This is a genomic window from Lujinxingia sediminis, assembly GCF_004005565.1.
GTDB classification, from domain to species: Bacteria; Myxococcota_A; Bradymonadia; order Bradymonadales; family Bradymonadaceae; genus Lujinxingia; species Lujinxingia sediminis.
On the sequence record NZ_SADD01000001.1, the window covers coordinates 229,804 to 252,170 of the forward strand.

21 protein-coding genes are annotated in these 22,367 nt (G+C 64.0%); 8 read left to right on the forward strand and 13 right to left on the reverse strand.

Going from position 1 to position 22,367, the window contains the following annotated elements; genetic code table 11:
• Positions 1-5 precede the first annotated feature (5 nt).
• From EA187_RS00915 to EA187_RS00930, 4 genes are all read right to left on the reverse strand, one after another.
• Positions 6-1,451 (reverse strand): FtsX-like permease family protein, encoded by a 1,446-nt coding sequence (locus tag EA187_RS00915; protein WP_127778871.1) that lies wholly within the window; start codon positions 1,449-1,451, stop codon positions 6-8.
• 44 nt (positions 1,452-1,495) lie between these two features.
• Entirely contained in the window at positions 1,496-2,212 is a 717-nt protein-coding gene (locus EA187_RS00920; RefSeq protein ID WP_127778872.1) for an ABC transporter ATP-binding protein, read from the reverse strand.
• 2 nt (positions 2,213-2,214) lie between these two features.
• On the reverse strand, positions 2,215-3,978 hold the full coding sequence (locus EA187_RS00925; protein WP_127778873.1) for a hypothetical protein: 1,764 nt from the start codon (positions 3,976-3,978) through the stop codon (positions 2,215-2,217).
• A 434-nt stretch (positions 3,979-4,412) separates the two neighbouring features.
• On the reverse strand, positions 4,413-5,363 hold the full coding sequence (locus EA187_RS00930) for an isopenicillin N synthase family dioxygenase (protein ID WP_127778874.1): 951 nt from the start codon (positions 5,361-5,363) through the stop codon (positions 4,413-4,415).
• 442 nt (positions 5,364-5,805) lie between these two features.
• Between EA187_RS00930 and EA187_RS00935 the strand changes: the two genes are divergently transcribed.
• On the forward strand, positions 5,806-6,279 hold the full coding sequence (locus EA187_RS00935; protein ID WP_164855879.1) for a DUF2267 domain-containing protein: 474 nt from the start codon (positions 5,806-5,808) through the stop codon (positions 6,277-6,279).
• Between the two features lie 25 nt (positions 6,280-6,304).
• Here the strand turns inward: EA187_RS00935 and EA187_RS00940 are convergent, their stop codons facing one another.
• From EA187_RS00940 to nirK, 3 genes are all read right to left on the reverse strand, one after another.
• Positions 6,305-7,138 (reverse strand): class I SAM-dependent methyltransferase, encoded by an 834-nt coding sequence (locus EA187_RS00940; protein WP_127778875.1) that lies wholly within the window; start codon positions 7,136-7,138, stop codon positions 6,305-6,307.
• 53 nt (positions 7,139-7,191) lie between these two features.
• Positions 7,192-8,208 (reverse strand): SCO family protein, encoded by a 1,017-nt coding sequence (locus tag EA187_RS00945; RefSeq protein ID WP_127778876.1) that lies wholly within the window; start codon positions 8,206-8,208, stop codon positions 7,192-7,194.
• Between the two features lie 133 nt (positions 8,209-8,341).
• Positions 8,342-9,862 carry a copper-containing nitrite reductase gene (nirK, locus tag EA187_RS00950; RefSeq protein WP_127778877.1) on the reverse strand — a complete coding sequence of 507 codons (1,521 nt, stop codon included), beginning with the start codon at positions 9,860-9,862 and terminating at the stop codon, positions 8,342-8,344.
• A gap of 567 nt (positions 9,863-10,429) precedes the next feature.
• On the opposite strand from nirK, the gene EA187_RS00955 reads away from it, so the two are divergent.
• From EA187_RS00955 to EA187_RS00970, 4 genes are read left to right on the forward strand one after another with little or no spacing between them, the layout of a single operon-like run.
• Positions 10,430-11,680 carry an NnrS family protein gene (locus EA187_RS00955; RefSeq protein ID WP_127778878.1) on the forward strand — a complete coding sequence of 417 codons (1,251 nt, stop codon included), beginning with the start codon at positions 10,430-10,432 and terminating at the stop codon, positions 11,678-11,680.
• A gap of 10 nt (positions 11,681-11,690) precedes the next feature.
• Positions 11,691-12,185, forward strand: a complete 495-nt coding sequence (locus tag EA187_RS00960) for a CopD family protein (protein ID WP_164855880.1) — start codon at positions 11,691-11,693, stop codon at positions 12,183-12,185.
• Between the two features lie 57 nt (positions 12,186-12,242).
• Positions 12,243-12,707 (forward strand): hypothetical protein, encoded by a 465-nt coding sequence (locus EA187_RS00965; protein WP_127778879.1) that lies wholly within the window; start codon positions 12,243-12,245, stop codon positions 12,705-12,707.
• Positions 12,707-13,108 (forward strand): hypothetical protein, encoded by a 402-nt coding sequence (locus tag EA187_RS00970; RefSeq protein ID WP_127778880.1) that lies wholly within the window; start codon positions 12,707-12,709, stop codon positions 13,106-13,108. Before EA187_RS00965 ends, EA187_RS00970 begins: the two co-directional genes overlap by 1 nt.
• Before the next feature lie 15 nt (positions 13,109-13,123).
• On the opposite strand, the gene EA187_RS00975 is transcribed toward EA187_RS00970, so the two are convergent.
• From EA187_RS00975 to EA187_RS00995, 5 genes are all read right to left on the reverse strand, one after another.
• Positions 13,124-13,924: an ABC transporter permease gene (locus EA187_RS00975; protein ID WP_127778881.1), complete on the reverse strand. Its 801-nt coding sequence runs from the start codon at positions 13,922-13,924 to the stop codon at positions 13,124-13,126.
• Between the two features lie 32 nt (positions 13,925-13,956).
• Positions 13,957-14,961, reverse strand: a complete 1,005-nt coding sequence (locus EA187_RS00980) for an ABC transporter ATP-binding protein (protein WP_115603359.1) — start codon at positions 14,959-14,961, stop codon at positions 13,957-13,959.
• A 55-nt stretch (positions 14,962-15,016) separates the two neighbouring features.
• Positions 15,017-15,877 carry an ABC transporter permease gene (locus EA187_RS00985; RefSeq protein ID WP_115603358.1) on the reverse strand — a complete coding sequence of 287 codons (861 nt, stop codon included), beginning with the start codon at positions 15,875-15,877 and terminating at the stop codon, positions 15,017-15,019.
• Between the two features lie 27 nt (positions 15,878-15,904).
• Positions 15,905-16,840 carry an ABC transporter ATP-binding protein gene (locus EA187_RS00990; protein ID WP_164855881.1) on the reverse strand — a complete coding sequence of 312 codons (936 nt, stop codon included), beginning with the start codon at positions 16,838-16,840 and terminating at the stop codon, positions 15,905-15,907.
• Between the two features lie 61 nt (positions 16,841-16,901).
• Complete coding sequence (locus EA187_RS00995; protein WP_127778883.1) at positions 16,902-18,305, reverse strand: serine/threonine protein kinase; 1,404 nt, start codon at positions 18,303-18,305, stop codon at positions 16,902-16,904.
• Between the two features lie 135 nt (positions 18,306-18,440).
• On the opposite strand from EA187_RS00995, the gene queG reads away from it, so the two are divergent.
• From queG to EA187_RS01010, 3 genes are all read left to right on the forward strand, one after another.
• Positions 18,441-19,601, forward strand: a complete 1,161-nt coding sequence (queG, locus tag EA187_RS01000; protein WP_206524147.1) for a tRNA epoxyqueuosine(34) reductase QueG — start codon at positions 18,441-18,443, stop codon at positions 19,599-19,601.
• A gap of 140 nt (positions 19,602-19,741) precedes the next feature.
• Positions 19,742-20,635, forward strand: a complete 894-nt coding sequence (locus EA187_RS01005; protein ID WP_127778885.1) for a R2-like ligand-binding oxidase — start codon at positions 19,742-19,744, stop codon at positions 20,633-20,635.
• 61 nt (positions 20,636-20,696) lie between these two features.
• Positions 20,697-21,551: an N-formylglutamate amidohydrolase gene (locus EA187_RS01010; protein WP_164855882.1), complete on the forward strand. Its 855-nt coding sequence runs from the start codon at positions 20,697-20,699 to the stop codon at positions 21,549-21,551.
• Between the two features lie 107 nt (positions 21,552-21,658).
• Here the strand turns inward: EA187_RS01010 and EA187_RS01015 are convergent, their stop codons facing one another.
• Positions 21,659-22,249 (reverse strand): YqaA family protein, encoded by a 591-nt coding sequence (locus EA187_RS01015; protein WP_115603352.1) that lies wholly within the window; start codon positions 22,247-22,249, stop codon positions 21,659-21,661.
• Positions 22,250-22,367 lie beyond the last annotated feature (118 nt).

The following is a 22,367-nucleotide window of genomic DNA, read 5'->3' on the forward strand; positions in this document are numbered from 1 at the left end:
ATCGATCAGCGAGAGGTAAGGGCGGCGGCCGGAGAGATGGCTCCGGCGCGGCGCGCGGGTAAAAGTGCACCAAGCCAGCAGAATAAAAGAGCAGTGGCCAGTCCCAGGGCAGCCATCCAGGGCTGCCAGCCAAAGAGGGAGTTTGGCTTAAAAGGAAAGTCGCCTACCAGCGAGTGAAACGCAAGGTCTAGGCCATACGCCGCCAGCCAGCCCAGCAGCAGGCCAGAGGCCGCGGCGAGGAGGGCGACGACGGTGGCCTCACCGAGCACCAGGAGGTGGATGGTGCGGCGAGTGGCCCCGAGGGCGCGCATCAGTCCAATCTCGGCGCGGCGCTCCAGCACCATCATCGAGAAGGTGTGGGTGATGTTGAGCGCGGAGATGCCCAGGATGATCAGCGCGATGAGGTTAAAGAGCAGCGTGATCAGCGAGATGAGCAGCCCGATGCGCTCGGCCTGCTGATGACGAGCGGAGAGTTGCAGGCCGAGATCTTCGGTAAGGCGGCGAGTGAGCGGGGCGACCTGGTCGTTGGAGCGGGCCTCGACGAGCAGGGAGTGGTAGGTGTCGGCGCTCTGATCGCCGGAGTAGCGGCGGTTGAGGCGTTGCACGACGCTCAAGGGGAGAGTCGCGCCCATGGGCATGGCGCGCTCGGAGAAGCCGACAAGGCGCGCGCGCTCGGTCTGGCGAGCGGCGCGCTCATTGCGGCCGAGAAAGCTCTGGCCGAGGACCAGATCGAACTCCAGGCCGACGAGCATCGCTTCGGAGAGGCGCGGGAGCTGGCCACCGATGCCCTGACTGCCTTTGAGCGCGGTGCGCAGGCTTCCGTTGAAGAGCTCAATGAGGTTGGGGTGGGCAATGACCGGGATGGGCCAGGCGCAGGTGCGACGTTGGGCGTGGCAGTAGGCCTGGGCCCCGCAGCTCTTGCTCACGTCGTCGCCCGGGGTGCATGATGTCGGCTCACAGACCCCTTCTGCGCATTGAAAGCCTGTGGGGCAGGGGGCGTTTGCCTGGCAGGAGGCCGGGGCGGCGTGGTCGATAAAGCCCAGCGGGTCGGGGATGGTCTCGTCGACAAGGTTCTGGGGGATGCCGTCGGCGATGAACTCGATGGTGAGATCGCGACCGAGGAGGGAGCCGCCGCCGCGGGCGCTGGCCGGAAAGGTGAGTTTTTGTTTGGGGAAGACCGCCTCGACCTCCTCGAGTTCGGCGACGCGGCGTACCAGCCGGTCATCGAGGCCGCCGCCCGAGCCGAAGAGGCCGCCCAGGGAGGGGCCTTCGGCGGCCGGGTCGACGACCTCAAGCTGCCCGATCACAAAGACGCGCTCCAGGATCTGCGTGCGTACGCCTTCGCCCAGGGCGGTGAAGAAGAAGAGGGTGGCGATGCCCACGGCCACACCCAGCCCGGAGAGGGCGAAGTGGGCACGGTTGCGGCGAAGGCTCTGGGTGACCAGGGCCATCAGGCGACTTCGGGACGAAGAAGAGGCTGGGGAGGCTGAGGAGCTCACGCGACCTCGGGGGTGAGCGGGGTCTGGAAGACGTCTTCGATGAGTTTGCCCTGGTCGAGGACCACCCGGCGGTGGGCGCGGGCGGCCACATGGTGCTCGTGTGTGACCAGGATCACGGTGATGCCCTGCTCGCGGTTAAGGCGCTCGAAGATCTCAAGGATCTGAAGGCCGGTGTCGCGGTCGAGGCTTCCGGTGGGTTCGTCGCAGAGCAGAATGTCGGGCTTTGCGAAGAGGGCGCGCGCGATGGCCACGCGCTGTTTCTGGCCGCCGGAGAGTTGTGGGGGGCGCGCGCTGGCGAGGTGGGTGAGGCCGACGCTCTCAAGGAGATCGAGGGCGCGCTGCTGCGCCTGGGAGGCCGAGAGGCCGCCTCCGAAGAAGGAGGGCAGCGCGATGTTTTCGACCGCGCTGAGGTGATTGAGCAGGTTGAATTGCTGAAAGACGTAGCCCAGGTGCCGCTGGCGGGTTGCGGCGAGCTCACGCTCGGAGAGGGTGTGCAGGGCCGGGGCGTCGGGGCCGCCCAGGGTGACGCTGCCCTGGTAGTCGGTATCCAGTCCGCCGATGGCGTTGAGCAGGGTCGTCTTTCCGCTTCCGGAGCGCCCGACGATGGCCACAAACTCACCGCCCTCGATCGTCAACGTGATGGCGTCGAGGGCGGTGACCTCACGCTCGTCGAAGAGAAAGCGGCGAGTGAGGTTGTGTACGACGAGGTTCATGACTACTCGGCGGGGGTGTCAGCGGGGGTGCCCGGCTCGGGCAGTGGGGCGACGAAGTCGAGGGAGGCGGTGGCGAAGAGGCCTTCGTCTTCGACGGCGACTTCGATCAGCAGTTCCTGGAGGGGGTTGAGGGTGCTGATGACGCTTCCGATCATGGGCACCGAGCCGAAGTTCTCGCGAAGGCGCTCGAAGTTGAAGTAGAGGCCGTTGAGGTTCTTCTCGGAGGCGAAACGCGCGCCCAGGTCGAGGCCTTCGACGTCTTTGAGGGCGGGCTCGTCACGCTTGCCGCTTAAGTATTCGTAGACGGCGTCTTCGCCCATGCCGGCGGCGGCAAGGGTGAGGTTGTCGCCGCGCTGGAAGAGGCGCGCGGGCATCGCATTGAGGTTGGCCGGCACGAGCACGCGGGCGTCTTCGACGGGCTGTCCTTTGTAGTTGAGCGGGCGGAGCTCGGCGAAGCCTGTGGCGAACTGGCCCAGGCTGTCGACGAGGGCTTCGAGTTTGCGTTGCTCGCTGAAGTCGGCGGAGATGAGCAGACCGCTGGCCGAGATCACGCTGAGCGTCTGCTGGATCGCGGTTCCTTTGCCAAGGGCACCCATCAGCTTACTGGCAGCGACGCCGTAGAAGGCCACCAGAGAGTGGCCGCTCATCGCGGCGATCACGTCGTCTTCGAGGTTGAGGTTGTAGTTGCGGCCCAACTCCACGAGGTTGCGGCGGATGGCCCGGCTGTTCTCTTCGGGGAGCCCGTCGAGGAAGGCCTGGTAGGCTTTGGGCAGATCGAAGCTGGTGCGGATGCCGAGCATGGTGTTTTTGGTGAGCAGGTTTGCCCAGTCGGCCTCCATCTGGCTCAGATAAGCCTCGCGGGCCTTTTTGACGAGTTCCTCATCGCCGCCGGCGTACGCTTTGAGCTGAATACGGGTGTCGGTGGTCAGCAGGCCCACGCCCGCGCCTTCGGCGTTGTTCTGGGAGAAGAGCGCGACCTGCTTGATGAGCTGGTCGACCGGGGTGGGGCTGGGGTTCGGATTCATCTCCATGCGGGCCAGATAGCGGTCCGGATCGACGTAGACGCTCAGGGGAAGGTCTTTGGCCAGGTTGTCGCGAAAGGCGATAAAGGGCGCGCTCTTTCCGAGCGATTTCTCGGCCGACGTGGTCTGGATCTGGTTGGCGATGGCCAGCGCCGTACCTTCTTCGAGAGCCTCAATGACGTCGAAGGCCGGCAGCGCCACAAAGGCGATGTTGTTTTCGTAGAACCAGGCCAGCTCCAGCCCGCCGGATTTGCCGCTGATCTTAAGGGAGGAGTTGCCCATCTTCTCGTTCCGCACCGGCTCGGTGATCTCGAAGGTGTTGCGGAGGCGTTCGATAAGGACGCTCTCAAAAGCCTGCTTGTCGGCGACGTAGGTCAGCAGCACGGGTCGGTTGACGACCATGGCGACCATCAGGGAGCCGTCGGGGGCGATGCCGGCACGCTTCCAGCTTTCCGGGTCGTTGAGCTTGATGCCCCACTCGCGTTGAATCTGCGATTCGATCATGCGCACCGCCGGGTTGAAGGCTTCGGTGCGGCGCATGACGATGTCGAAGGCCTCGCGGGTCTCATTGAGTTTGGGGGCGATGATGAGGGCGTCGGTGCTCAAGGGGAGCTGCTCGGAGAGCTGGGTGATGCGCTCCCCGGCAGTCGCGGGGATGGCTCCTGTTTTGGAGCCGCACCCGTCGCAGGCAGGCGCAATGAGGAGCGCGGCCAGGGCGAAGAGGAGAATGAGGAAACGCTGCATAATGGCACTCCAAAAAGGGGCAGGTACAGAGCCCCGGTGTGGGGAGAGGTTGTCTATCGTCGTGGGGGTCATATCAACCCGGGACGACGTTCGGCTATCGTAGCGCGGGCCAGATGTTACGCTGTGAGCTATCATTGACGCCGTGTCTGCTGCGTTGAGAGCACCTCGGGCAGCGTTGCAAAGCCTCGACGATGCTAAAGCATCGCCTGCGTTTCGCGCCTTGCCCGAGAAGCTCTCAACCTCGCAGCCATCGACATCAATTTCTACTCACAGCGTAGTAAGAGGACAAAGGCGCGAGCGTCAAGCCCGGGCGCGTATGCGTGATGCGGGTACAGGCGAGGCGCTCCGGGGGCAATGGTGGGGAGAGCAAACAAAAAGGCCGCGAGCGAACTCGCGGCCTTCGGTGAGGGGCCCCGCATCGAGGGGGCGTCTTCTTACTTCAGCCCGATCTCACGGAGGCGCTCAAAGAGGAACTCTTCGGCGGTGATGGGCTCGCTGGCCGGCTCCTCGCCCTCTTCGAGGCAGGTGTCGAGGACTTCGAGCACGTAGTCGGGGTGGGGGTGCACAAAGAAGGGCATGGAGTAGCGGCTGGTGGCGTCGCCCTCGGGGTTGACCACGCGGTGGGTGGTGGAGGGGAGCTTGTTGTTGGTGATGCGGGCGAGCATGTCGCCGGAGTCGACGATCATCTGACCTTTGATGGCGTGGATGGGGCGCCAGGTGCCGTCGCGCTCCAGAAGCTCCAGACCGGACTGGGTGGCTTCGGGAAGCAGAGTAATCAGGTTGATGTCTTCGTGCTCGGCGGCGCGCATGGTGCCGGGCTCATCAAAACCGTCGCAGACCGGGTAGTGAATGACGCGGATGATGGAGTTGCCGTCCTGGATCATGTCCGGGAGGAAGCTCTCTTCCTGACCCAGGTAAAGCGAGATGGCTTTGAGCATGGTCTGGGCGGAGTTCTCCATGGCCTGGTAGAGCTCCTGAGCCTTTTCGCGAAGTTTTGGGACATCTTCGGGCCAGACGTTTTTCTGGATGCGCTCGGCCATGGCGTGGTCGGCGGGAAGATCGCGGCCCAGGTGCCAGAACTCTTTGAGGTCAGCCTTCTCGTTGTTTTTAGCGTGCTCGACCCCAAAGGAGGTGTAGCCGCGCTGGCGGCCGGTCTCGGGGGACTCGTAGCGGCGCTTGGTGTCTTCGTCGAGGGCGAAGAACTGCTCGAAAAGGTCGTAATTTTCGTAGAGGAGGTCGGTGTCGACGCCGTGGCCTTCAACGGCCACGAAGCCCAGCTCTTTGAGGGCATCACCGATTTTCTGGACGAAAGCCTGGCGGGTGGCTTCGTCACCGTGGGTGTAATCGCGAAGGTCGACGACAGGGATGGTCTGTTCCTTTGCCATGACAGCAACTCCGAGGGTGTGGCGCGGGGGCCAGAAGAGGCGTGTGAGCCGCGGGGTTTGCGGCGCGGGGGTGCTGGGCAGAAACACTTAGCAGATGGTGAGGCAAACGCAAGGGAGGGCGCGCCGCCGGAGTGGGTCTGTTACACGGCTGTCACACGGGTACGGGGGGCTTCGTTCATGGTGTGGCTCGGGGCCATACGTGGTCGGACTGCGTGTCTGCTTCCGGTGGGGCAGGGCGGCTTTACCACGGAGTGTCAGGCGCCGATTGGCGAGAGGGCAGACACGCGGCTGCGCGAGCCGCGATAGAGCGCTTCCACTCGCCGGTGGTCTGTGAGTGCATGCGTCGCGGGCGGTGTGCGCTGGTGGTACGTGTTTGGTGGCGGGCGTTTGCGCCGTATTTTTGGGGTGAGAGCAACGGACCACTTAACCTCGGAGGATGACGATGACGACGACCGGCCTTACAAATCTCGATCGCGCGATCAATACGCTGCATATCTGGCTCAGCGCGCTGGAAGACGAGCTGCGTTTTGAGGACCGCGCTCAGACCTACCGCGCGCTGGAGGCGACGCTCTGTTCGCTTCGTGATCAGCTGACGATCGAGCAGAGTGCGCACCTTAGTGCGCAGCTTCCCCTGATTGTTCGTGGTGCGTTTTTTAACGGGTGGCAACCCTCCCGGGTGCCGGTGAACGATCGCAGCCTGGAGGGCTTTCTCGACCATGTGCGTCAGGGGCTGGAGCACGGGCCCGGCAGCGAGAAGGTCGATCCGCTCAGGGTGACGCGCGCGGTCTTCGGGGTGCTCCAGGAGTTTATTGCGCCCGGGCTCATCGAAAAGATACGAGGAGGGTTGCATGGCTCGATCGCGGCGGTGTGGCCGAACCCATCCGAAGATTCGGAGGGGCGGCAGCACCTGCACTGAAGCGGTCGGCCAGCCCCGGCTAGAATCACCGGGGAAGACGACCCACGACCAGAAACTGTCGCTCGAGCGTGAGCTCGTGAAGTTCCGCCTCGAACCCGCCAGCTTCAAGCTCGGCGATGATCTGCTCAGGGGTCATACGATGTTGGGCGGGAGGCCCCTGGGGGGAGTCTTTATCGTAGTCGACGATCCATACCGAGCCACCCGGGCGAAGCCGCGAGGTGAGATGGCGGGCGTAGGCTTCGCGCTCGGGGATGTGGTGCCAGGTGTTGACGCTTAAGATGCGGTCGACCGACCCGGGCTCAAGCCCCGAGGCATCGGCGCGGGCCTGGACCGTCTCCACGTTGACCCAGCCGCGGGCCCGGGCTTCGTCGTCGATGTAGCGCAGCATCGCGTCTTCCATGTCGACGGCGTAGACGAGCCCCTCGGGGCCCACCTGGCCGACAAGATGCGGGATGAAGTAGCCGGTGCCCGCGCCGATGTCGGCCACGCTCATGCCCGGCTCGATCTGCATGGCTTCGACCACAGCGGCGGGACGTTGCCAGAGGTCGCGCTCGGGGCTGTTCCAGCGGTCGACGTAATCTTCGGGGTTTTTAAAGGCGTGGTCATGATGCCCTTGAGAGGGGTGGGCATGCTCGTGCGAATGGTGCTCGTGGTGTTTGTGGTGCTCGGTCACAGCGGGCTCTTCGGTGGCGCCGTCTTCGACGGCGAGTTCATCGTTGTCGGCCACAAGGGCGCCGGCGGAGTCGTCGACCACCGAGGCCTCCGCTTTCTCCATGGTCGAGGGGCCTGAGCAGGCCAGCGCGCCGGTCAGAAGTAAGGTCAGCGCTCCGGGGCAGAGGCGCGAAAGGTACGAGGTCATCACAGATCTCCATCAAGCGGTGAGAGGAATCCTTCACACATCACCTCGCCACCTTACTCGAAGACCCGGATTCGGATCACCTCCTGTGGCACCGCGGTGCAACCAAAGTAGAAATCACCCGGTTCGTCGAACTTCTGCAGCGCCGATTGACCCGGAGCCAGCGCGATGTCGCCGACGAAGTGGTACATGTAGTCGTCGTTTTTCCAGCGGATGGCGTCGCCCACGTTGACGCGCAGGTAGGAGGGAAGCGTGGGGTTTTGCTGGGCCGCACGGGTATACGAGCCGGCCTCAATCGAGACGTCGCGGACCTCGCCGACTTCGGGCAAACGCTGGCCAAGCGTGGGGTCTTTGAGAAGCGAGCGCACATCTTCGGTCATGGCCTCGACCGAGGTGCCGTAGGGGTAACTCACGGCAATGCGCTGGCCGTCCATCACCAGGTAGATCTGCCCGCTGTGATCCCATGTGTAGTCGCGGCCGGCGATGGGTTTTTCGAGCTCGACGCGGCGGCGCACTACGCCCCAGTTGTCGTAGGTCGGCTGCATGTCTTCGCCCGGGCGGGCGGTCAGGCCGACGATCTCACCATGATAGTGTCCCAGGTAGGCGCGGAGCTCTTCGGGCGTCTCTTTTTCGGGGTCGATGGTCACAAAGAGAAACTGCACCTGGTCGGCGTCTTCGCCCAGGTTCTCCTCGATCTTCTCGAATTTTTTGAGGTTGGTGGGGCAGACGTCCAGGCAGCTGACGTAGCCAAAGAAGACCATCGCCAGGGGGTGGGGCTGGCGCTTAAGCGAGAAGGCTCTGGCGTTGTGGTCGATGCCGTGCAGCGCCGGCGCGAGCCTGGGCGGGTTGTAGTGGATACCGCGCAGAGTTTTGGGGGCCTCGGCGGTGGCGGCCAGCTCGTCAGTGTCGCTGGCAACCAGCGCGCCGTTTAAGATGAGGGCGCTCAGGCCACCGAGAACGACCAGCGCGGCCGCAGCGGCGAGGAGGTTCTGGCGAGTAAAGAGGGTGGGGGAAGCGGGGCGCGCCGGGTCATGTGTCGGGGCGATGGTGTCGGGGAGACGTTCGGCGGTCATGGGAGCCTCCGGCGCGGCGGGTAGGGCGGAGAGGTCGGTGTGGCGTGGGGTGCCAGGTCATGGCGGAGCTCATGGAGGGGGAAGATTCGATGCTTTGCCTCCCGGGCCGCGAGCGGCCCGGGAGGCAGGAGGGTCAGTGAGCGGCGGGTGCCAGCCCGTCGAGGCCTTTGAAGATGCTCTCGTCCGCTTCACCGCTGACCTCCAGGATGCCGACGGCACCTTTGTCGAGGCGGCTCAGGGCGTGGTCGACGAGCAGGTAGCTGCCCGGGTAGTCGACCTCAAACTCCACCATCGTTGCGCCGCCCGGAGGTACCGAGGTGGTCTGCACGTTGAGCAGCGGCTCGTTGAGCAGGGCGCCCTCGGGGTAGACCCGGTCGAAGATCTCGCCAATGACGTGGAAGGCGCTGTGGAGGTTAGGACCACCCACCCCGAAGAAGATGCGCAGGGTGTCGCCAACTTCCGCCTTCATCGCGCGGTCGCCGGTGATCGAGCCCACTCGCCCGTTGAGAAGCACGTAGGTGGGGAGCTCGTCGAGCAGGCGCTCACCATCTTCCTCCATATGGCCGTCAGTGCCGGGGCGAGCGTTGGTGTAGTACTCGCCCTGGACGACGTAGTACTCGTGGTCGACTTCGGGGAGGCCTCCCGGGGGTTCGACCAGGATGAGTCCGTACATGCCGCGCGCCATATGCGTGGGGATGTGCGGGGTGGCACAGTGGTAGACGTAGATGCCGGCTTTGAGCGCTTTGAACTGCAGCGAGCGACGCTCCCCGGGAGGGACCTGCAGGTAGACCGCGCCGCCGCCCGGGCCGGTGGCCGCGTGGAAGTCGATGGAGTGCGGCATCAAGCTCGTCTCGTGATTATCGAGGTGGATGACCACATCGTCGCCTTCCATCACCCGCAACATCGGTCCGGGAACTTTGCCGTTGTAGGTCCACAACTCGAAGGTGGTGCCGTCTTCGATCTCGGCGATGACCTCTTCGGTCTCAATGACAAACTCGACCTTCTCGGGGCGCGTGCGGGTCAGCGGAGCGGGGATGTCGGAGGCGTCCCAGCCCACCTCGTCGATGCTGACGCGTTTGGCCGGTTTGAGGGCGGCGCCGAAGCCTGCGGGCGGGCCGCCGCTGTGGTGCGCCATCGTCGGAGCATTGGCCGTCGCTACCATCTCGGGGGCGGCTGCCGAGCCTTCGACGGTGAGCTTGCCCACCATGCCCGCCTGGCGATGGCCGGGGATGGTGCAGTAGTAGGTGTCGCTGGCCGCGGCGACGAAGGTGAAGGTGGTCGTCTCATCGACCTTCATGATGGCGTCGCTTTTGGTGCTGGCGTTCTCCAGGCCGATGTCGTGGGCCATCGCCTCCTTGTTGATGAGCGTGATGGTGACCTCGCTGCCTGCTTTGACCTTGAGCTCAGGGTTGATCGTGCCATCGATGGCACCACCGACGCCTTTGTAGCCCGTAATGTGGGCTTCCAGCGTGAAGGCGACCTGTTCAGTGGGCGCCTGCTTGCGGGCACCCTGCTTGAGCATCGAGCCGGGGGTATTCGTGCGGCCGTCGGTCTCCTCGAGGATACAGCCGCTAAAGGCGATGGCGGTCAGAAGCAGCGTCGCCAGCAGGGCGAGTCGCCGGGGCGAAAGGGCATCGAAGACATGCGTGGTCATGGCCTACCTCCTCGCGATCGATGACGCCGTCGATAGGCGCCGGGGGCCTGACGTATGCTGGCGAGGCCCTTCGCCAGTGCTCCTGTCGGGGGGGAGCGATGGGTTCGCATCGTCGTTGTGCCAGAGCCGTGCCACCGGCCGAGAGTTCAGGTGCGGTAAAGCTGACCATTTGGTTAAAGGGCGCACAGAATCTGAGCTTTACGCCATGTTACAAGTGCGGCTTTTTTCTCACGTTGCACCGGTATGCGCTTTGAAACGCGCGTACGGCGGCTTCTCAGTGTGCAGGAGTTGCGTTTGGTCAGTGTTTTGCGCAGGTATTGCGCGTTCATGTCGGCTCGTTCCCACGGGTGACGCTCATCGTTGAGCCATCGGGATGGTGGGTTGCCGAAGAACGATGCCCGAATAGGGGGCGGACGCCGGCGATTTACGGCGTTGCGAGTGAGGGCAGCGATACCATCAGGAAACGAAAGGGGGCGTCGGTACAGAACTTGCGACCAGGAGGATATGAGAGTGTAGTTTGCGCAAAATGTGCGTTAATGGCCCGACCATGAGGGTACCGAGGTGAGTATGGTGCAGATCGATCTTCTATCGCCCGGAGCAGCCAGGTCGGCTGACTCCGCCGACGCTCCCCACGCGCTATGGGCCTGCGGGTTTCGCCCCTTCTTTCTGGCGGCGGCGATCTTTGCGGTGGTTGCGGTGCCCTGGTGGGCGACGATCTTCGCGCGGGGGCTGCGCGTGGAGACCGGTTGGTCGGTGCTGAGCTGGCATGGCCACGAGATGGTCTTTGGCTTTGCGATGGCGGTGATCGCCGGATTTCTGCTCACCGCAGTGCAAAACTGGACCAAAGGCGTCACCGCGCAGGGGCCGTGGCTGATGGGGCTGGTGGCGCTCTGGGGGGCCGGTCGTCTGGCGATGAGCGGGGTTTGGGAGCCGGGGATCGTCGGAGCGCTCCTTGATCTGAGCTTCATCCCGGCGGTGGCCGTGGCGATCGGGCGGCCGCTGCTGGCCACGAAGAATCGTCGCAACTACGCCTTTATCGCGATGCTGGGCGTGCTTTTTATCATGAACCTCCTGATGCACCTCGCTTCGCTCGGTGCGCCTGTTTCCGGAGAGCGTCTGTGGCTTCTGGCGGCCCTCGATCTTGTTGTGGTGATGATGCTGGTCGTCGGCGGACGTGTCATTCCGATGTTCACCCGCAACGCCACAGGGGTCGCCGTGCACAAGCCGGCCTGGCTGGAGAAGGTCCTGAGCGTGCTCGTAGGCCTGAGCATCCTCAGCCAGCTGGCGCTGGGACTCGATGCGCACGGTTTGCGCTGGGTCGCCATTGGAAGCTCGGCGCTGGCCGGTGTGGCTGTGCTTGCCCGGATGGTCGGTTGGGGCACACGCGCCACGCTCAGGACACCGCTGCTCTGGGTGCTGCATGCCGGCCACGCCTGGATCGGCCTGGGCTTTGTGCTGCGCGCGGCCGCCTACCTCTGGCCCCAGGTCTCCTCGGCGATGGCCACCCACGCCATCACCGTGGGGGCGGTGGGCATGCTCACCCTGGGGATGATGGCGCGTGTGTCCCTGGGGCATACCGGACGCCCGCTCAAAGCCCACGCCTGCATGGGCTGGGCCTTCGCGCTGATCGGCATCGCTGCGCTCGGACGCACGTTTTTGCCCATGCTTGGTCCGGCGCTGCTCGCGGGCGTATGGCCCGGTTATTACGTGGGCCTGGTGAGCGTCTCGGCCACGCTCTGGGCGGTTGCGTTTTTGATGTATGCGGTGGTCTATCTGCCGGTGCTCACGCGCCCCCGTGTTGACGGGCGGCCGGGCTGAGGAGGCGCGGATGGAGATCGTCTACAAAGTCGCCGTCGCCACCCACGTTATTGCCGCCACGATCTGGGTGGGCGGGGTGCTCTTTATGGCGCTGGTGGCCATTCCGGTGGCCCGCACGCTCGAGCCGAAGCTGCGCAGGCATGTGACCTCGGCCATCGGCCAGCGCTTTCAGCGCGTGGGCTGGGCCAGCCTGGGGTGGTTGGTGCTCAGCGGAGCCTTCATGATGTACTTCTGGGGGGCGCGCTGGGCTAACCTCGTCGATCTCTCCTTCTTCCAGGCGCCGCATACCAGGGTGCTCAGCCTGAAGCTCGGGCTGGTCACGCTGATGATGCTCTTGAGCCTGACACACGACTTTGTTGTTGGGCCGCGCGCCTCCCAAAACGTCTCGCTGGAGCAGGCCACCCGCTATCGCAAACTCGCCGCATGGCAGGGGCGTATCACCGGGGGGCTTGTCATCATCATTGTCGTTCTGGCGACGGTGGTTGCGCGGCCCTGGTTTGTTTGATTTGGGTGTATCATGTTGATGTTGTTGGTGAATTGTTCTCTTTTAGAGGCGTGCTGAATGCCGGTCGTGAGCCGAATCTTTCTGAAGCTGGGGCTTCTGTACTTTGTGTTGGCGATGCTTTTTGCGGTGGGGCTGGCCCTGGCGGGAGGGGCGTGGACGGCGCTCTTGCGGCCGACCTACCTGCATCTTTTTATGGTGGGGTGGATCACCCAGTGCATCGTCGGCGTGGCGCTCTGGCTCTTTCCTAAATGGAGCAAAGAGCAGCCTCGCGGACCCGAGTGGCTCGGGTGGACGAGCCTTCTGGGGCTCAATCTGGGGCTTGTGCTGCGCGCCGTTGCCGAACCGATGCAGGCGATGCAAGGGGCGGATGAGGCCGGGATTCTGGGGGGCATGCTGGTCGTCTCGGCCATCGCTCAGTGGGCCGGCGGGCTGGCCTTTGCCGCCGCGATCTGGCCGCGGATCAAAGACCCCAAAGCCGAGCGGGCGCGGCGCAAGAAACAAGCGCGCGCCGGGGAGGGCTGATGGCACCGCTCTCGATACATGCGTTGCGCCTGGCGATTTTGCATCTGGTGGTGGGGTTGAGCGCCGGCGCGTTGCTGCTCGCCAATAAGGGCCCGACGATCTTGCCCCTGGCCGGCCTGGGGAGCACGGAGCTCTTACGCATCCACCATCACACGCTGCTTTTTGGCTGGACGGTGCAGCTTGTGATGGGCGTGGCGTACTGGATTTTGCCGACCTTCGGCGCGCGTACCGAGCGCGGAAGCGAGCGCGCGATGCTTGTGGCCCTCATCGCGCTCAACCTGGGGGTGGTTCTGGCCGTGGCGGGTCTGCGTCTGGAAGGTTGGGGGCTGCAGGCCATTGCGGCACTGAGCTTTGGCGTGCACGCCTGGCCCCGGGTCAAAGCCTTTGGGGAGTCCGGTTGAGTCCGAAACAAGCCCTCAGACGTGAAACTGTTTCTCGCGGAAGATCGCGGTGGCCGCGGCCGTGGCCAGCACCGTGATGAGTCCGGCCACCAGGAGCCCGAACCACCATTCAAAATTCAGGGGCTCATCGAGGATGAGCTTGTCGAGCCAGCCCGCGCGGTCGGCGCCCTGAAGGCCGGCGATGGTGCGGACATGGAACTTCACGCTGGCGAGCTCCATCACCGGAATGGCCGCCACCATCATCTCCACCACGACATAGTAGATGATGCCCAGCAGCAGGCTCGATGAGAAGATCACCGCCAGCATGGCAAAGAGCGCGGTGTAGGTGAGAGCCCCCACCGCCGCCGCGCCCAGCATCTGGCCCAGCGTCCCGAGCTCCGAGCCAAGCTCCCCGGAGCTCCCGGCGCAAATCGCAAAGAGCAGGGCGATGGGGAGTGTGCTCACCAGCGTGGCGCTGAGCATCGCGCTTTTGAGTTTGGAGAGATACAGAATCGCGCGCGGAATCGGTCGCAGGGTCAGGTAGGTGATGGTGCGCCCCTCAATCTCATCGACCACCGAAGGCCCCCCGAAGTAGAGCGCGGCCAGGGGCACGAGAAAGGGCAGATACACCGACTCCAGGCTGTTGCGGAACATCGTCATCCCGTCGAGCTCACCGAAGGCCACATAGGCCAGGGCGACGAACACCGGGAGCAGTTGGACCGCGAGCAGCACAAAGGTCTTTCGGGCGCGAAGCTGTCGACCAAAATCCAGCGCAAAGAGGCTTGTGGCCTGGCGCACCACGCCGAAGTTGCGGGCCGGAAGAGAAGTTGTGCTCATGGCAGGCTCGTCGGGAGCAGAGAGACGGTGGCTCAGGAGACCAGGTAGCGGAAGACCGCCGAGAGGTCGTTGTCGGAGGAGGTCAGCGCGTGAAGCGTCAGCCGATGTTCCACCGAGAGTGAAGCGATGCGGCTGTAGGCCAGATCGGGCTCGGAGGTGGAGACGAAGAAGCCGCGCTCGGTGAAGCTCAACTCCAGGGTGTCTTCAAACGCGCTCAAGAGGCTGGCGAGTTTGCGGGGCGACTCGCACTCCACATAGATGCGGTGCGGGTGCTCGTCGATCATCTCGCGAATGCGGTAGATGTTGCCATCGGCGAGCACACGACCGCGGTTGATGAGCACAATATCGGAGGTCATGGCCTCGACTTCGTGCAGAATGTGGCTGGAGACGACGACGGTTCGTCCTTCATCGCCGAGCCTGCGGATCAGGTCGATGATGGTGCGACGGCCGACCGGGTCGGTGCCGGTCAGCGGCTCATCAAAAAAGAGGACCTGCGGACGGTGCGCGAGCGCCTGGGCGATCTTGATGCGCTGGCGCATTCCCTTGGAGTACTCGCGAATGGGCCGGTGGGCCTGTTCCGTCAAACTCACTGTGGCGATGGCCTCTTCGGCAAGCGTGGCCGCGTCGCTCTTCGAGAAGCCCTGCAGGCGCGTGAGGTGGGTGACAAAGGCGCGCCCGCTCATCTCTTCGTAGAAGGCGTCTTGCTCGGGTACAAAGCCCAGTTTTGCGAAGGCTGCGGCGTTGTTCCAGACGCGCTGCCCTCCGATGGTCGTCATGCCTGTGGCCGGTCGAAGTTGGCCGGTGAGGCATTTGAGCAGGGTGGACTTGCCGGCACCGTTGGGCCCCAGAAGGCCCACCACGCCCTGGCCGATGTCAATGGAGATGTCGTTTACGCCGATGACCTGGCCGTACCAGTACGAGAGTTTGCGCGCAGCGATGACCACATCACCGCGACCCACGCGGGTGACCTCCGAGTTGGCTGCGCCTGTTGAGGCGGCAGCGGTCGGGGCGTCAGAAGTTGGAGCGGGGCTGGACATCAGCGCCTCGTCGCAAAGCGAGCAGAAAGAGAAGTTGCGTTACGAGAGAAGACCATCAGGCGATGCCCTCCAGGCGGCTGACGCGGCGGCCGAGCGCGGCAATGCCCGCACCACCCAGCCCCAGCGTCACGATAAAGGGGGCCCACATCGGCACCGTCTCCGGGAACTCCGGTCCGCCGGCCAGCAAGGCCTGGCCCAGAAGCGTCAGGTTGCCGGTGAGGCTGAAGAGCGCGGCTGCGGCGTGTCCGCCGCTGACCGTTCCGAAGATCGCGTGCAGAATCAGCGGTACAATGATCGCGCCCAGCCACCCGAGTACCGCGTAACCGGTGCGGTTGGTCAGGCTGCTCAATCCCACCACCATCGCGCTCATGACAGCCACAAGTCCTGCCGACATCAGTACGCCCACGGCGTGCAGCGCGGCGACCTGGCCGGCGTATTCGGTGGAGGCAAAGAAGGCGACACGCAGCGCGCTCAAGAGGATCGCCGGCGCGATTGTGGTCAGCGCCCCCAGCAGGAAGAGGCAGAGGAATTTTCCAAACGCGTAGTCAAAACGGCTGATAGGCTTGGAGAAGTAGAGCTGCACGGTGCGGTGGCGGAGATCGTCGCTGATGATCCCGCAGCCGTTGGCCACATAGACCAAAGCCAGGGCGAAGACCTCGAACTGCAAAAAGATCACCACCGGCCCGCGTCCCGGGGCCTCCGCCGCGCCCATCTGACCGAGCTGCGAGCGCATCGCGTATTCGCCGACGATGAGCACGCCGAAGATCAGCGGCACAAGCCAACTTCCCAGCACCACCAGTTTGGTGCGCCAGAAACGCCAGTAGGTGCGCAGCGAGATCCAGGCGATGGTCCACCAGGCAAAACGCTCAACGATGGGGCCTTCGTAGCGGGTATACTGCTGATCGCGGATCGACATAGGTAAGAACCGATGAGGAAAGGTGTGTTACGCACCGAGCTCCGTACGTGCCCGGGAGTTTTCTTGATCGAGGAGCGCCAGAAAGGCCGTCTCCAGGGTGAGGCGCTGGGGCAAAAAGTGACGTAGTTGCACTTTATGTTCCACGGCCAGACGCACCAGCTCATCGGCACTCTGCGCGCTGCTCAGGCGCACTTTGAGGTGCATGCCGGCCTGCTCAACCGAGAAGCCCGCCTCGGTGAGAAGTTGTGCAAAACGCTCGTTCTCATCGCGGGTGCCCACTTCGATGACCGGGTCGTCGCTCTTCTGCAGCTCGGCCAGCGAGCCCACGTGCACCAGCGCGCCCTGGTTGAGCATGACCACGCTGTCGCAGATCTTTTCGACATCCGGAAGAAGATGGGTGGAGAGCACCACGCGCACATCGCGCTCGCGCACATCTTCGATTAGCTCCAGCATCTCGTCGCGGCCTTTGGGGTCGAGGCCGTTGGTGGGCTCATCGAGAAAGAGCAGCCTGGGGCCGTGCACGAGCGCCTGGGCGAGCTTGGCGCGCTGCTTCATGCCGGTGGAGAAGCCGCCGAGCTGGCGGTAGCGGGCCTCGCCAAGCCCCACGTAATAGAGGACTTCGTGGGCGCGCCGAAACGCCTCGCTTTTGGGGAGCCCGCAGAGCTGGCCGTTGAAGCTGACGTAATCAACGGCGGTCATGTAGGGCAAATAGCAGTCGTTTTCGGGCATGTAGCCCACCGCGCGGCGGATGGCACGGGCGTCGTGAGGAAGGCGCATCCCCAGCACCTCGGCGCTGCCGCCGTTGATGGGGATGAGGCCCAGGAGCGCCTTGATGAGCGTGGACTTGCCTGCCCCGTTAGGGCCGAGAAGCCCCACCGCGTTGGACTCCAGCTCAAAACTGATGCCTTTGAGCGCGGCGAAGCCCCTGTAGTCCTTCTGGACGTTGTCGAGTCGAAAGAGCACGGGATGATCCCCCGGTCGGTGGTCGAGCGCGCGCGGCGCCTTCGGGTTAGGGCTGGCGCTTTTAGCGGGTGAGCAGGTAGCCGATGATGGCCACAAGCACCAGGAAGATGAAGGAGGCCAGGCCAATGACGATGGTGATGATCGTACGGGTGGAGTCGTTGGTTTTGCCGGGCTGTGCGGCGGCTGCTGCAATGCCTCCTCCGGCACTTGCGGATCCGGCACCGGGCATCGGCGCGGCCATCGCCAGGGTAGGCGCGCTCTCGGCCTCTGCGACGCTGGCCGGTGTGTGAGCGGGTGCCCCCTGGCTTAAGTCGACGGCGCGGTACATCCCGGTGAGTTCCATCCCGGGAACGTAGGCCGCACGCCCGCTGAGCCCGCGCTCTCGGATGATCTCCTGCTCGCGGGCCACCAGCGCCTCGAACATCTCCATGGCGTCTTCGAAACGATCGTTGGGGTCCTTGGCCAGCGCCTTCATGATGATGCGCTGCATGGTCGGCGCTACCGGTCCCGGCGCTACCGTGGCCAGCGGGGGCACCTCGTTGAAGACGTGAGCGGTGAGGATCTGCACCGGGGTGGACCCGGTGAAGGGGACCTTGCCGGTGATCAGCTCGTAGAGCATCACACCCAGGCTGTAGAGGTCGGTGCGGTGGTCGAGCTCCATGGCCTGAGCCTGCTCCGGGGAGAGGTACTCCGGAGTTCCGTAGACGATGCCGGCCTGGGTGAGCTTTTGCTGCTCGGGGCCGCCTTCAACCTCGTTGATTTTGGCGATGCCGAAGTCGAGGATCTTGACGAAGTTCGACTCTCCGCGGAAGTCGGTCAGAAGCACGTTATCCGGCTTGAGATCGCGGTGAATGATGCCCAGATCGTGGGCTTCGGAGAGGCCGCTGCAGAGCTGCTTCATCAGCTTGATGGCCTGGATCTCCTCCATCGGCTGGGAGCCCATGCGGTCGCGCAGGCTCTGACCCTCGACGTACTCCATCGCCAGGTAGAGCAGCCCCCCATCGGTGCGTCCGAAGATAAAGACGCGGATAATGTTGGGGTGGGTGAGCATGGAGACGACGCGCGCTTCGCGGTGAAAACGCTGAATCAGCTCATCACTCTCAGCAGAATGCTCGTGAAGGACTTTGACGGCGATCTTCTGGTCGATGGAGTTCTGCCGCGCTAAGTAGACCGCGCCCATGCCCCCTTCACCCAGTTTGCGAGTGATGGTGTATTCACCAAAAAGGCTCTGTCCGACGAGGTTATTCGGATCAAGGGGCGGGTTGGTGCGCATCGGCGCGCGTCCCGCGTGCTGATGGTTGGGCTGCTGACCGGTGGGATGCGGGCTGCGCATCGGCGCCGAAGCAGGTGGTGCGCTGCCAGCCGACGTGGGACCATCGACGCGGTGAACGAGCGCTTTGCCGTCGTCCGGACAAAAGAGCGTGTTGTCGGGAAAGCGACGGTTGCATTTAGGACAGATCCGCATCGGTAACTCCAGAACCTTGCAGGGAGATCAGCTCAGCGATCTCTTGTATCAGGTTTGCGCGCGAGCGCTTATAGCACAGCGCTTCGCAACACAACAACGGCGCGCAGAGCGCCAGAGCAGGGCGATGAGACGATGGTGAAGGGCAATCCAGACGAGCCCGGTTCAAAGGAGCGGGGCGCGCTACGTGATGCGATCAAGGCCGAGGCTGTGCGCCTGGGTTTTGAGGCCTGCGCGATCGTGCCGGCCGAGCGCCTGCCGACGGCGCGCGCATACCAGGAGTGGCTGAGTGAGGGGCGCCACGGCACGATGCACTATATGGAGAATCATCAGCCCCTGCGCGTGGACCCGCGTGTGCTGGAGCCTGGCACCCGTTCGGTGATCGTGCTCCTGAGCAACTACCGCCAGCCCACCGACCTCTTTGAGGGGGGCATGCGTGTGGCGAGTTATGCCCACGGGGACGACTATCACGACTTTTTGTGGGAGCGCATGCGCGCCCTTGCCGCCTTCGTGCATAACGAGACTGGCGTTGACGTTGCAACTCGCCCCGCGGTGGATTCGGCCCCCTTGCTTGAGCGTGATCTGGCGCGGATGGCCGGGCTGGGATGGGTGGGCAAAAACGCGCTGCTGATCCGTCAGGGGCTGGGGAGCTTTACAATCATCTCGGAGGTGCTCGTAGCGCTGGACCTGGGGGAGCCGGCCGAGCCCGCCGCCGACCGTTGCGGGCGTTGTACCCGCTGCATCGACGCCTGCCCCACCGGGGCGATCATCGCACCGCAGGTCATTGATGCGCGTCGCTGCATCTCGTATCTGACCATTGAACTTCGTGGGCCGATTCCCCGCCGCCTTCGTCCCCTGATCGGCAATCATCTTTTCGGGTGCGATATCTGCCAGACGGTCTGCCCCTGGAATCGGCGTGCGCCGCTGAGTGAGGACCAGAACTTTGCGCCCCGGGAGGCCTATCGCGCGCTCAGTCCCCTGGAGCTTCTGGGCTTCGATCATCCTCGCTACGTTGAGACGTTTCGGCGTTCGCCCATGAAACGAGCGAAGCTCGGGGGGCTTAAGCGAAATGCGGCGGTCGTGGTTGGCAACACCGGATCGGTCGACGATGTGCCGGCGCTGACCCGCTATCTGGAGCGCGAAGACGACGCTGTGGTGCGCGGGCATATCGCCTGGGCGCTCGGGCGTCTGGGTGGCGAGCGGGCCGCTGAGGCGCTTCGGGCCGCGCTGGCGCGCGAAGAGGATTCGCTGGTGCTTGATGAACTCGATGTTGCGCTCAGGATGGTCAGCGGCGTCTGAGGTGTCCGGGGGCATCTTTTTTCGCAGAAGTCCTTGCTCCGCGCGTGTTATCGGGCCTACACTTCCCCACACACTGACCCTCAGAATGGGTGCGCGGCATGGACGCGCCCCTACCGAACTCTTTGCCCGAGGAGCGAGCAATGACAATCGCAAGCGCTGGTCAGGCCCGTGTGTTTAAGTCCACCGGTGTTGGCGGGCTCGACTTTGAGAGCTTTCCGATGCGTCTTTTTCAGAAGGCCAAGAAGTTCGGTATCTGGGATCCGCAGAGCTTTGATTTTTCAAAAGATCGCGCCGATTGGGAGTCCTTTACCCCGGAGCAGCGCGAGGTGCTCCTGCACTTAAGCTCGCTCTTTCTAGGTGGGGAGGAGTCGGTGACCCTCGACCTTCTGCCGCTGATCGGTGTGGTGGCCGAAGAGGGGAGGCTGGAGGAGGAAATGTATTTAACCTCCTTTCTCTGGGAAGAAGCCAAGCATGTGGAGGTGTTTCGGCGTTTCCTTGATGAGGTGGCGCGGGATTCCAGCGACCTCACGCGTTTTCACGGGCCTTCGTATCAGGCGATCTTCTACCAGGAGCTACCCGGCGCGCTGGGACGTCTTCGAAAGGATCCTTCGCCGGTGGCCCAGGCGGAGGCGTCTGTAACCTATAACCTCATCGTCGAAGGCGTGTTGGCGGAGACGGGCTACCACGCCTACTTCCAGATGTTAGAGGCCAACGATGTGATGCCGGCGATGCGCGAGGTCGTCGGAAAGCTCAAGCAGGATGAGTCACGCCACCTGGCCTACGGCGTCTACCTCTTGAGCAGGCTTGTGGCCGAGCATGGCGACGAGGTCTGGGAGGCGATTGATCGGCGTATGAATCACCTCCTCCCGCTGGCGCTGGGTATGATCGATGAGATGTTTGCGGCCTATGATGAGCTGCCCTTCGGACTTTCCATGGACGACTTTGTGACGTTCGCCACCACGCAGTTCCAGAAACGCTACGAGCGAGTTGCAAAGGCACGCGAACAAGATCTGGAGGAAATCGTTGGGACGTGATACTTGCCTGCATATGGTCGAGGCAGTCCACCCGAGAGGGAGCATGAGCGAACCAGGTATCATGAGAGTCGAACGTCCGGAGGAGCAACGCGTCCCGGTGGTCGTCGACGTGCCGCACGCCGGGGAGTGGATCCCCGATGATGTGCACGAGGAGATGGTCATTGGCGAGCGCGTGTTGCGCCGCGATCTGGATCTTTATGTGGACCAGATCTGGGCAAAGACCACCGAGCTGGGGGCGACGCTGGTCGCCTCCAATGTGTCGCGTTACGTGGTGGATCTGAACCGCGCCGAGGACGACATTTCCCCGGAGACGGTCGAAGGCGGTAAGCGCATCCTGCGCCCCGGGTACTATCAGGATCGGGGGGTGGTCTGGCGCACAACCACCGCGCGCACGCCGGTGATGGCCGGGCCGATGAGCAAGGCGGCGTTTAAACGCCGGCTTAACGCCTTCTACCATCCTTACCACCAGACGTTGCGTGAGGAGATCGAGCGAGTCAAAAGCCAGTTTGGCTATTGCATCCTGCTCGATGGTCACTCCATGCCCTCGATGGGACGTAAGGGGCACGATGATCCGGGGCGTCGGCGAGCGGAGATCGTACCGGGTGATGTGGAGGGACTGTCCTGCGATACGACGCTGCGGTGGTTGGTCGAGGAGCATTTTCGCGAGAAGGGATTCAGCGTGCGCTCCAATGAGCCGTATAAGGGCGGCTGGATCACCCGGCACTACGGACAACCTCAGCAGGGAGTGCACGCCATTCAGATCGAGATTCGTCGCGATCTTTATATGGATGAGCGCAGCTTCCGCATCCGGCGGGAGGGGCTGGAGCGGCTGGCCGAGGCCTGCACCGCGTTGATCCCGCGCTGTGGTGAGCTTGATGAGGAGGCGCTTCGCCCCTCGAAGCGGCCGCGTTTCTAGAGCGGCTCAGGTCTGAGAACGCTAATCTGAGAACCCTAAGGGGGGGAGTGTAGGGCGCCGTGCATGCAGAGGTGAAGCCCACTTAAGGCGGGCCTCTGCGAGGTGCTTCAGGCCGCGGCGCTGGCCCAGCCGAAGGCGAAGAGGGCGTAGTAGACGCACACCCGGGGAACGCGTACCAGTGTGGCGGTGAAGAAGCGCTTAAAGGGCATGCGGTAGATGCCCGCCAGCCAGCAGACCACTGAGAAGGGCATCGGGGTGACGGCGGCGATACCGACGGCCCAGGCGCCCCAGCGCTTAAAGAGGGCTTCGCCGCGCGGGCGGAAGAGCTCCAGGCGGCGATCCAGAAAGGGAACGCGGGCCACCAGGGGGCCGACGACATAGGCGAGTGCACCGCCCATCAGGCTGGCCAGGCTGGTGGCGATGAGCACCGGGATCACAGCGGCGTCAGCGGCGACGCCTGCGAAGAGGTAGGTGGAGGCGGGGATCGGAAAGCTGATGGCGTCAGCGGCCAGTACGCCCAGGAATATCCCCAGCGGACCGAGCACCTGCACAAAGCTGGTAGCCATCTCGGTGATAGGGTCGCGCAGCCAGTAGCCCAGCAGGGCGGCTGTGGCGAACATCACGATCATGATGCCAAGGCTCTGCCAGAGCAGGCGTCGCATCAATTTGTCGTCGGCAATGTCAGGTGCTTCGCTCAAGGCATCGTACTCGGGCTGCAGGGGCGTAGAGGCGACATAGTGCCCTTGTTTGGCGTCAGAGGAAAGGAACGCGTCATCACGAGCGCTGCGGGCGGTTTATAGAAGTCTAACGCTCGGG

Coding starts and splice junctions, on each gene's coding strand:
- EA187_RS00915 (WP_127778871.1), bottom strand. CDS start 1,451: ATGGCCCTGGTCACCCAGAGCCTTCGCCGCAACCGTGCCCACTTCGCC.
- EA187_RS00920 (WP_127778872.1), bottom strand. CDS start 2,212: ATGAACCTCGTCGTACACAACCTCACTCGCCGCTTTCTCTTCGACGAG.
- EA187_RS00925 (WP_127778873.1), bottom strand. CDS start 3,978: ATGCAGCGTTTCCTCATTCTCCTCTTCGCCCTGGCCGCGCTCCTCATT.
- EA187_RS00930 (WP_127778874.1), bottom strand. CDS start 5,363: ATGGCAAAGGAACAGACCATCCCTGTCGTCGACCTTCGCGATTACACC.
- EA187_RS00935 (WP_164855879.1), top strand. CDS start 5,806: ATGACGACGACCGGCCTTACAAATCTCGATCGCGCGATCAATACGCTG.
- EA187_RS00940 (WP_127778875.1), bottom strand. CDS start 7,138: ATGACCTCGTACCTTTCGCGCCTCTGCCCCGGAGCGCTGACCTTACTT.
- EA187_RS00945 (WP_127778876.1), bottom strand. CDS start 8,208: ATGACCGCCGAACGTCTCCCCGACACCATCGCCCCGACACATGACCCG.
- nirK (WP_127778877.1), bottom strand. CDS start 9,862: ATGACCACGCATGTCTTCGATGCCCTTTCGCCCCGGCGACTCGCCCTG.
- EA187_RS00955 (WP_127778878.1), top strand. CDS start 10,430: ATGGTGCAGATCGATCTTCTATCGCCCGGAGCAGCCAGGTCGGCTGAC.
- EA187_RS00960 (WP_164855880.1), top strand. CDS start 11,691: ATGGAGATCGTCTACAAAGTCGCCGTCGCCACCCACGTTATTGCCGCC.
- EA187_RS00965 (WP_127778879.1), top strand. CDS start 12,243: ATGCCGGTCGTGAGCCGAATCTTTCTGAAGCTGGGGCTTCTGTACTTT.
- EA187_RS00970 (WP_127778880.1), top strand. CDS start 12,707: ATGGCACCGCTCTCGATACATGCGTTGCGCCTGGCGATTTTGCATCTG.
- EA187_RS00975 (WP_127778881.1), bottom strand. CDS start 13,924: ATGAGCACAACTTCTCTTCCGGCCCGCAACTTCGGCGTGGTGCGCCAG.
- EA187_RS00980 (WP_115603359.1), bottom strand. CDS start 14,961: ATGTCCAGCCCCGCTCCAACTTCTGACGCCCCGACCGCTGCCGCCTCA.
- EA187_RS00985 (WP_115603358.1), bottom strand. CDS start 15,877: ATGTCGATCCGCGATCAGCAGTATACCCGCTACGAAGGCCCCATCGTT.
- EA187_RS00995 (WP_127778883.1), bottom strand. CDS start 18,305: ATGCGGATCTGTCCTAAATGCAACCGTCGCTTTCCCGACAACACGCTC.
- EA187_RS01005 (WP_127778885.1), top strand. CDS start 19,742: ATGACAATCGCAAGCGCTGGTCAGGCCCGTGTGTTTAAGTCCACCGGT.
- EA187_RS01010 (WP_164855882.1), top strand. CDS start 20,697: ATGAGAGTCGAACGTCCGGAGGAGCAACGCGTCCCGGTGGTCGTCGAC.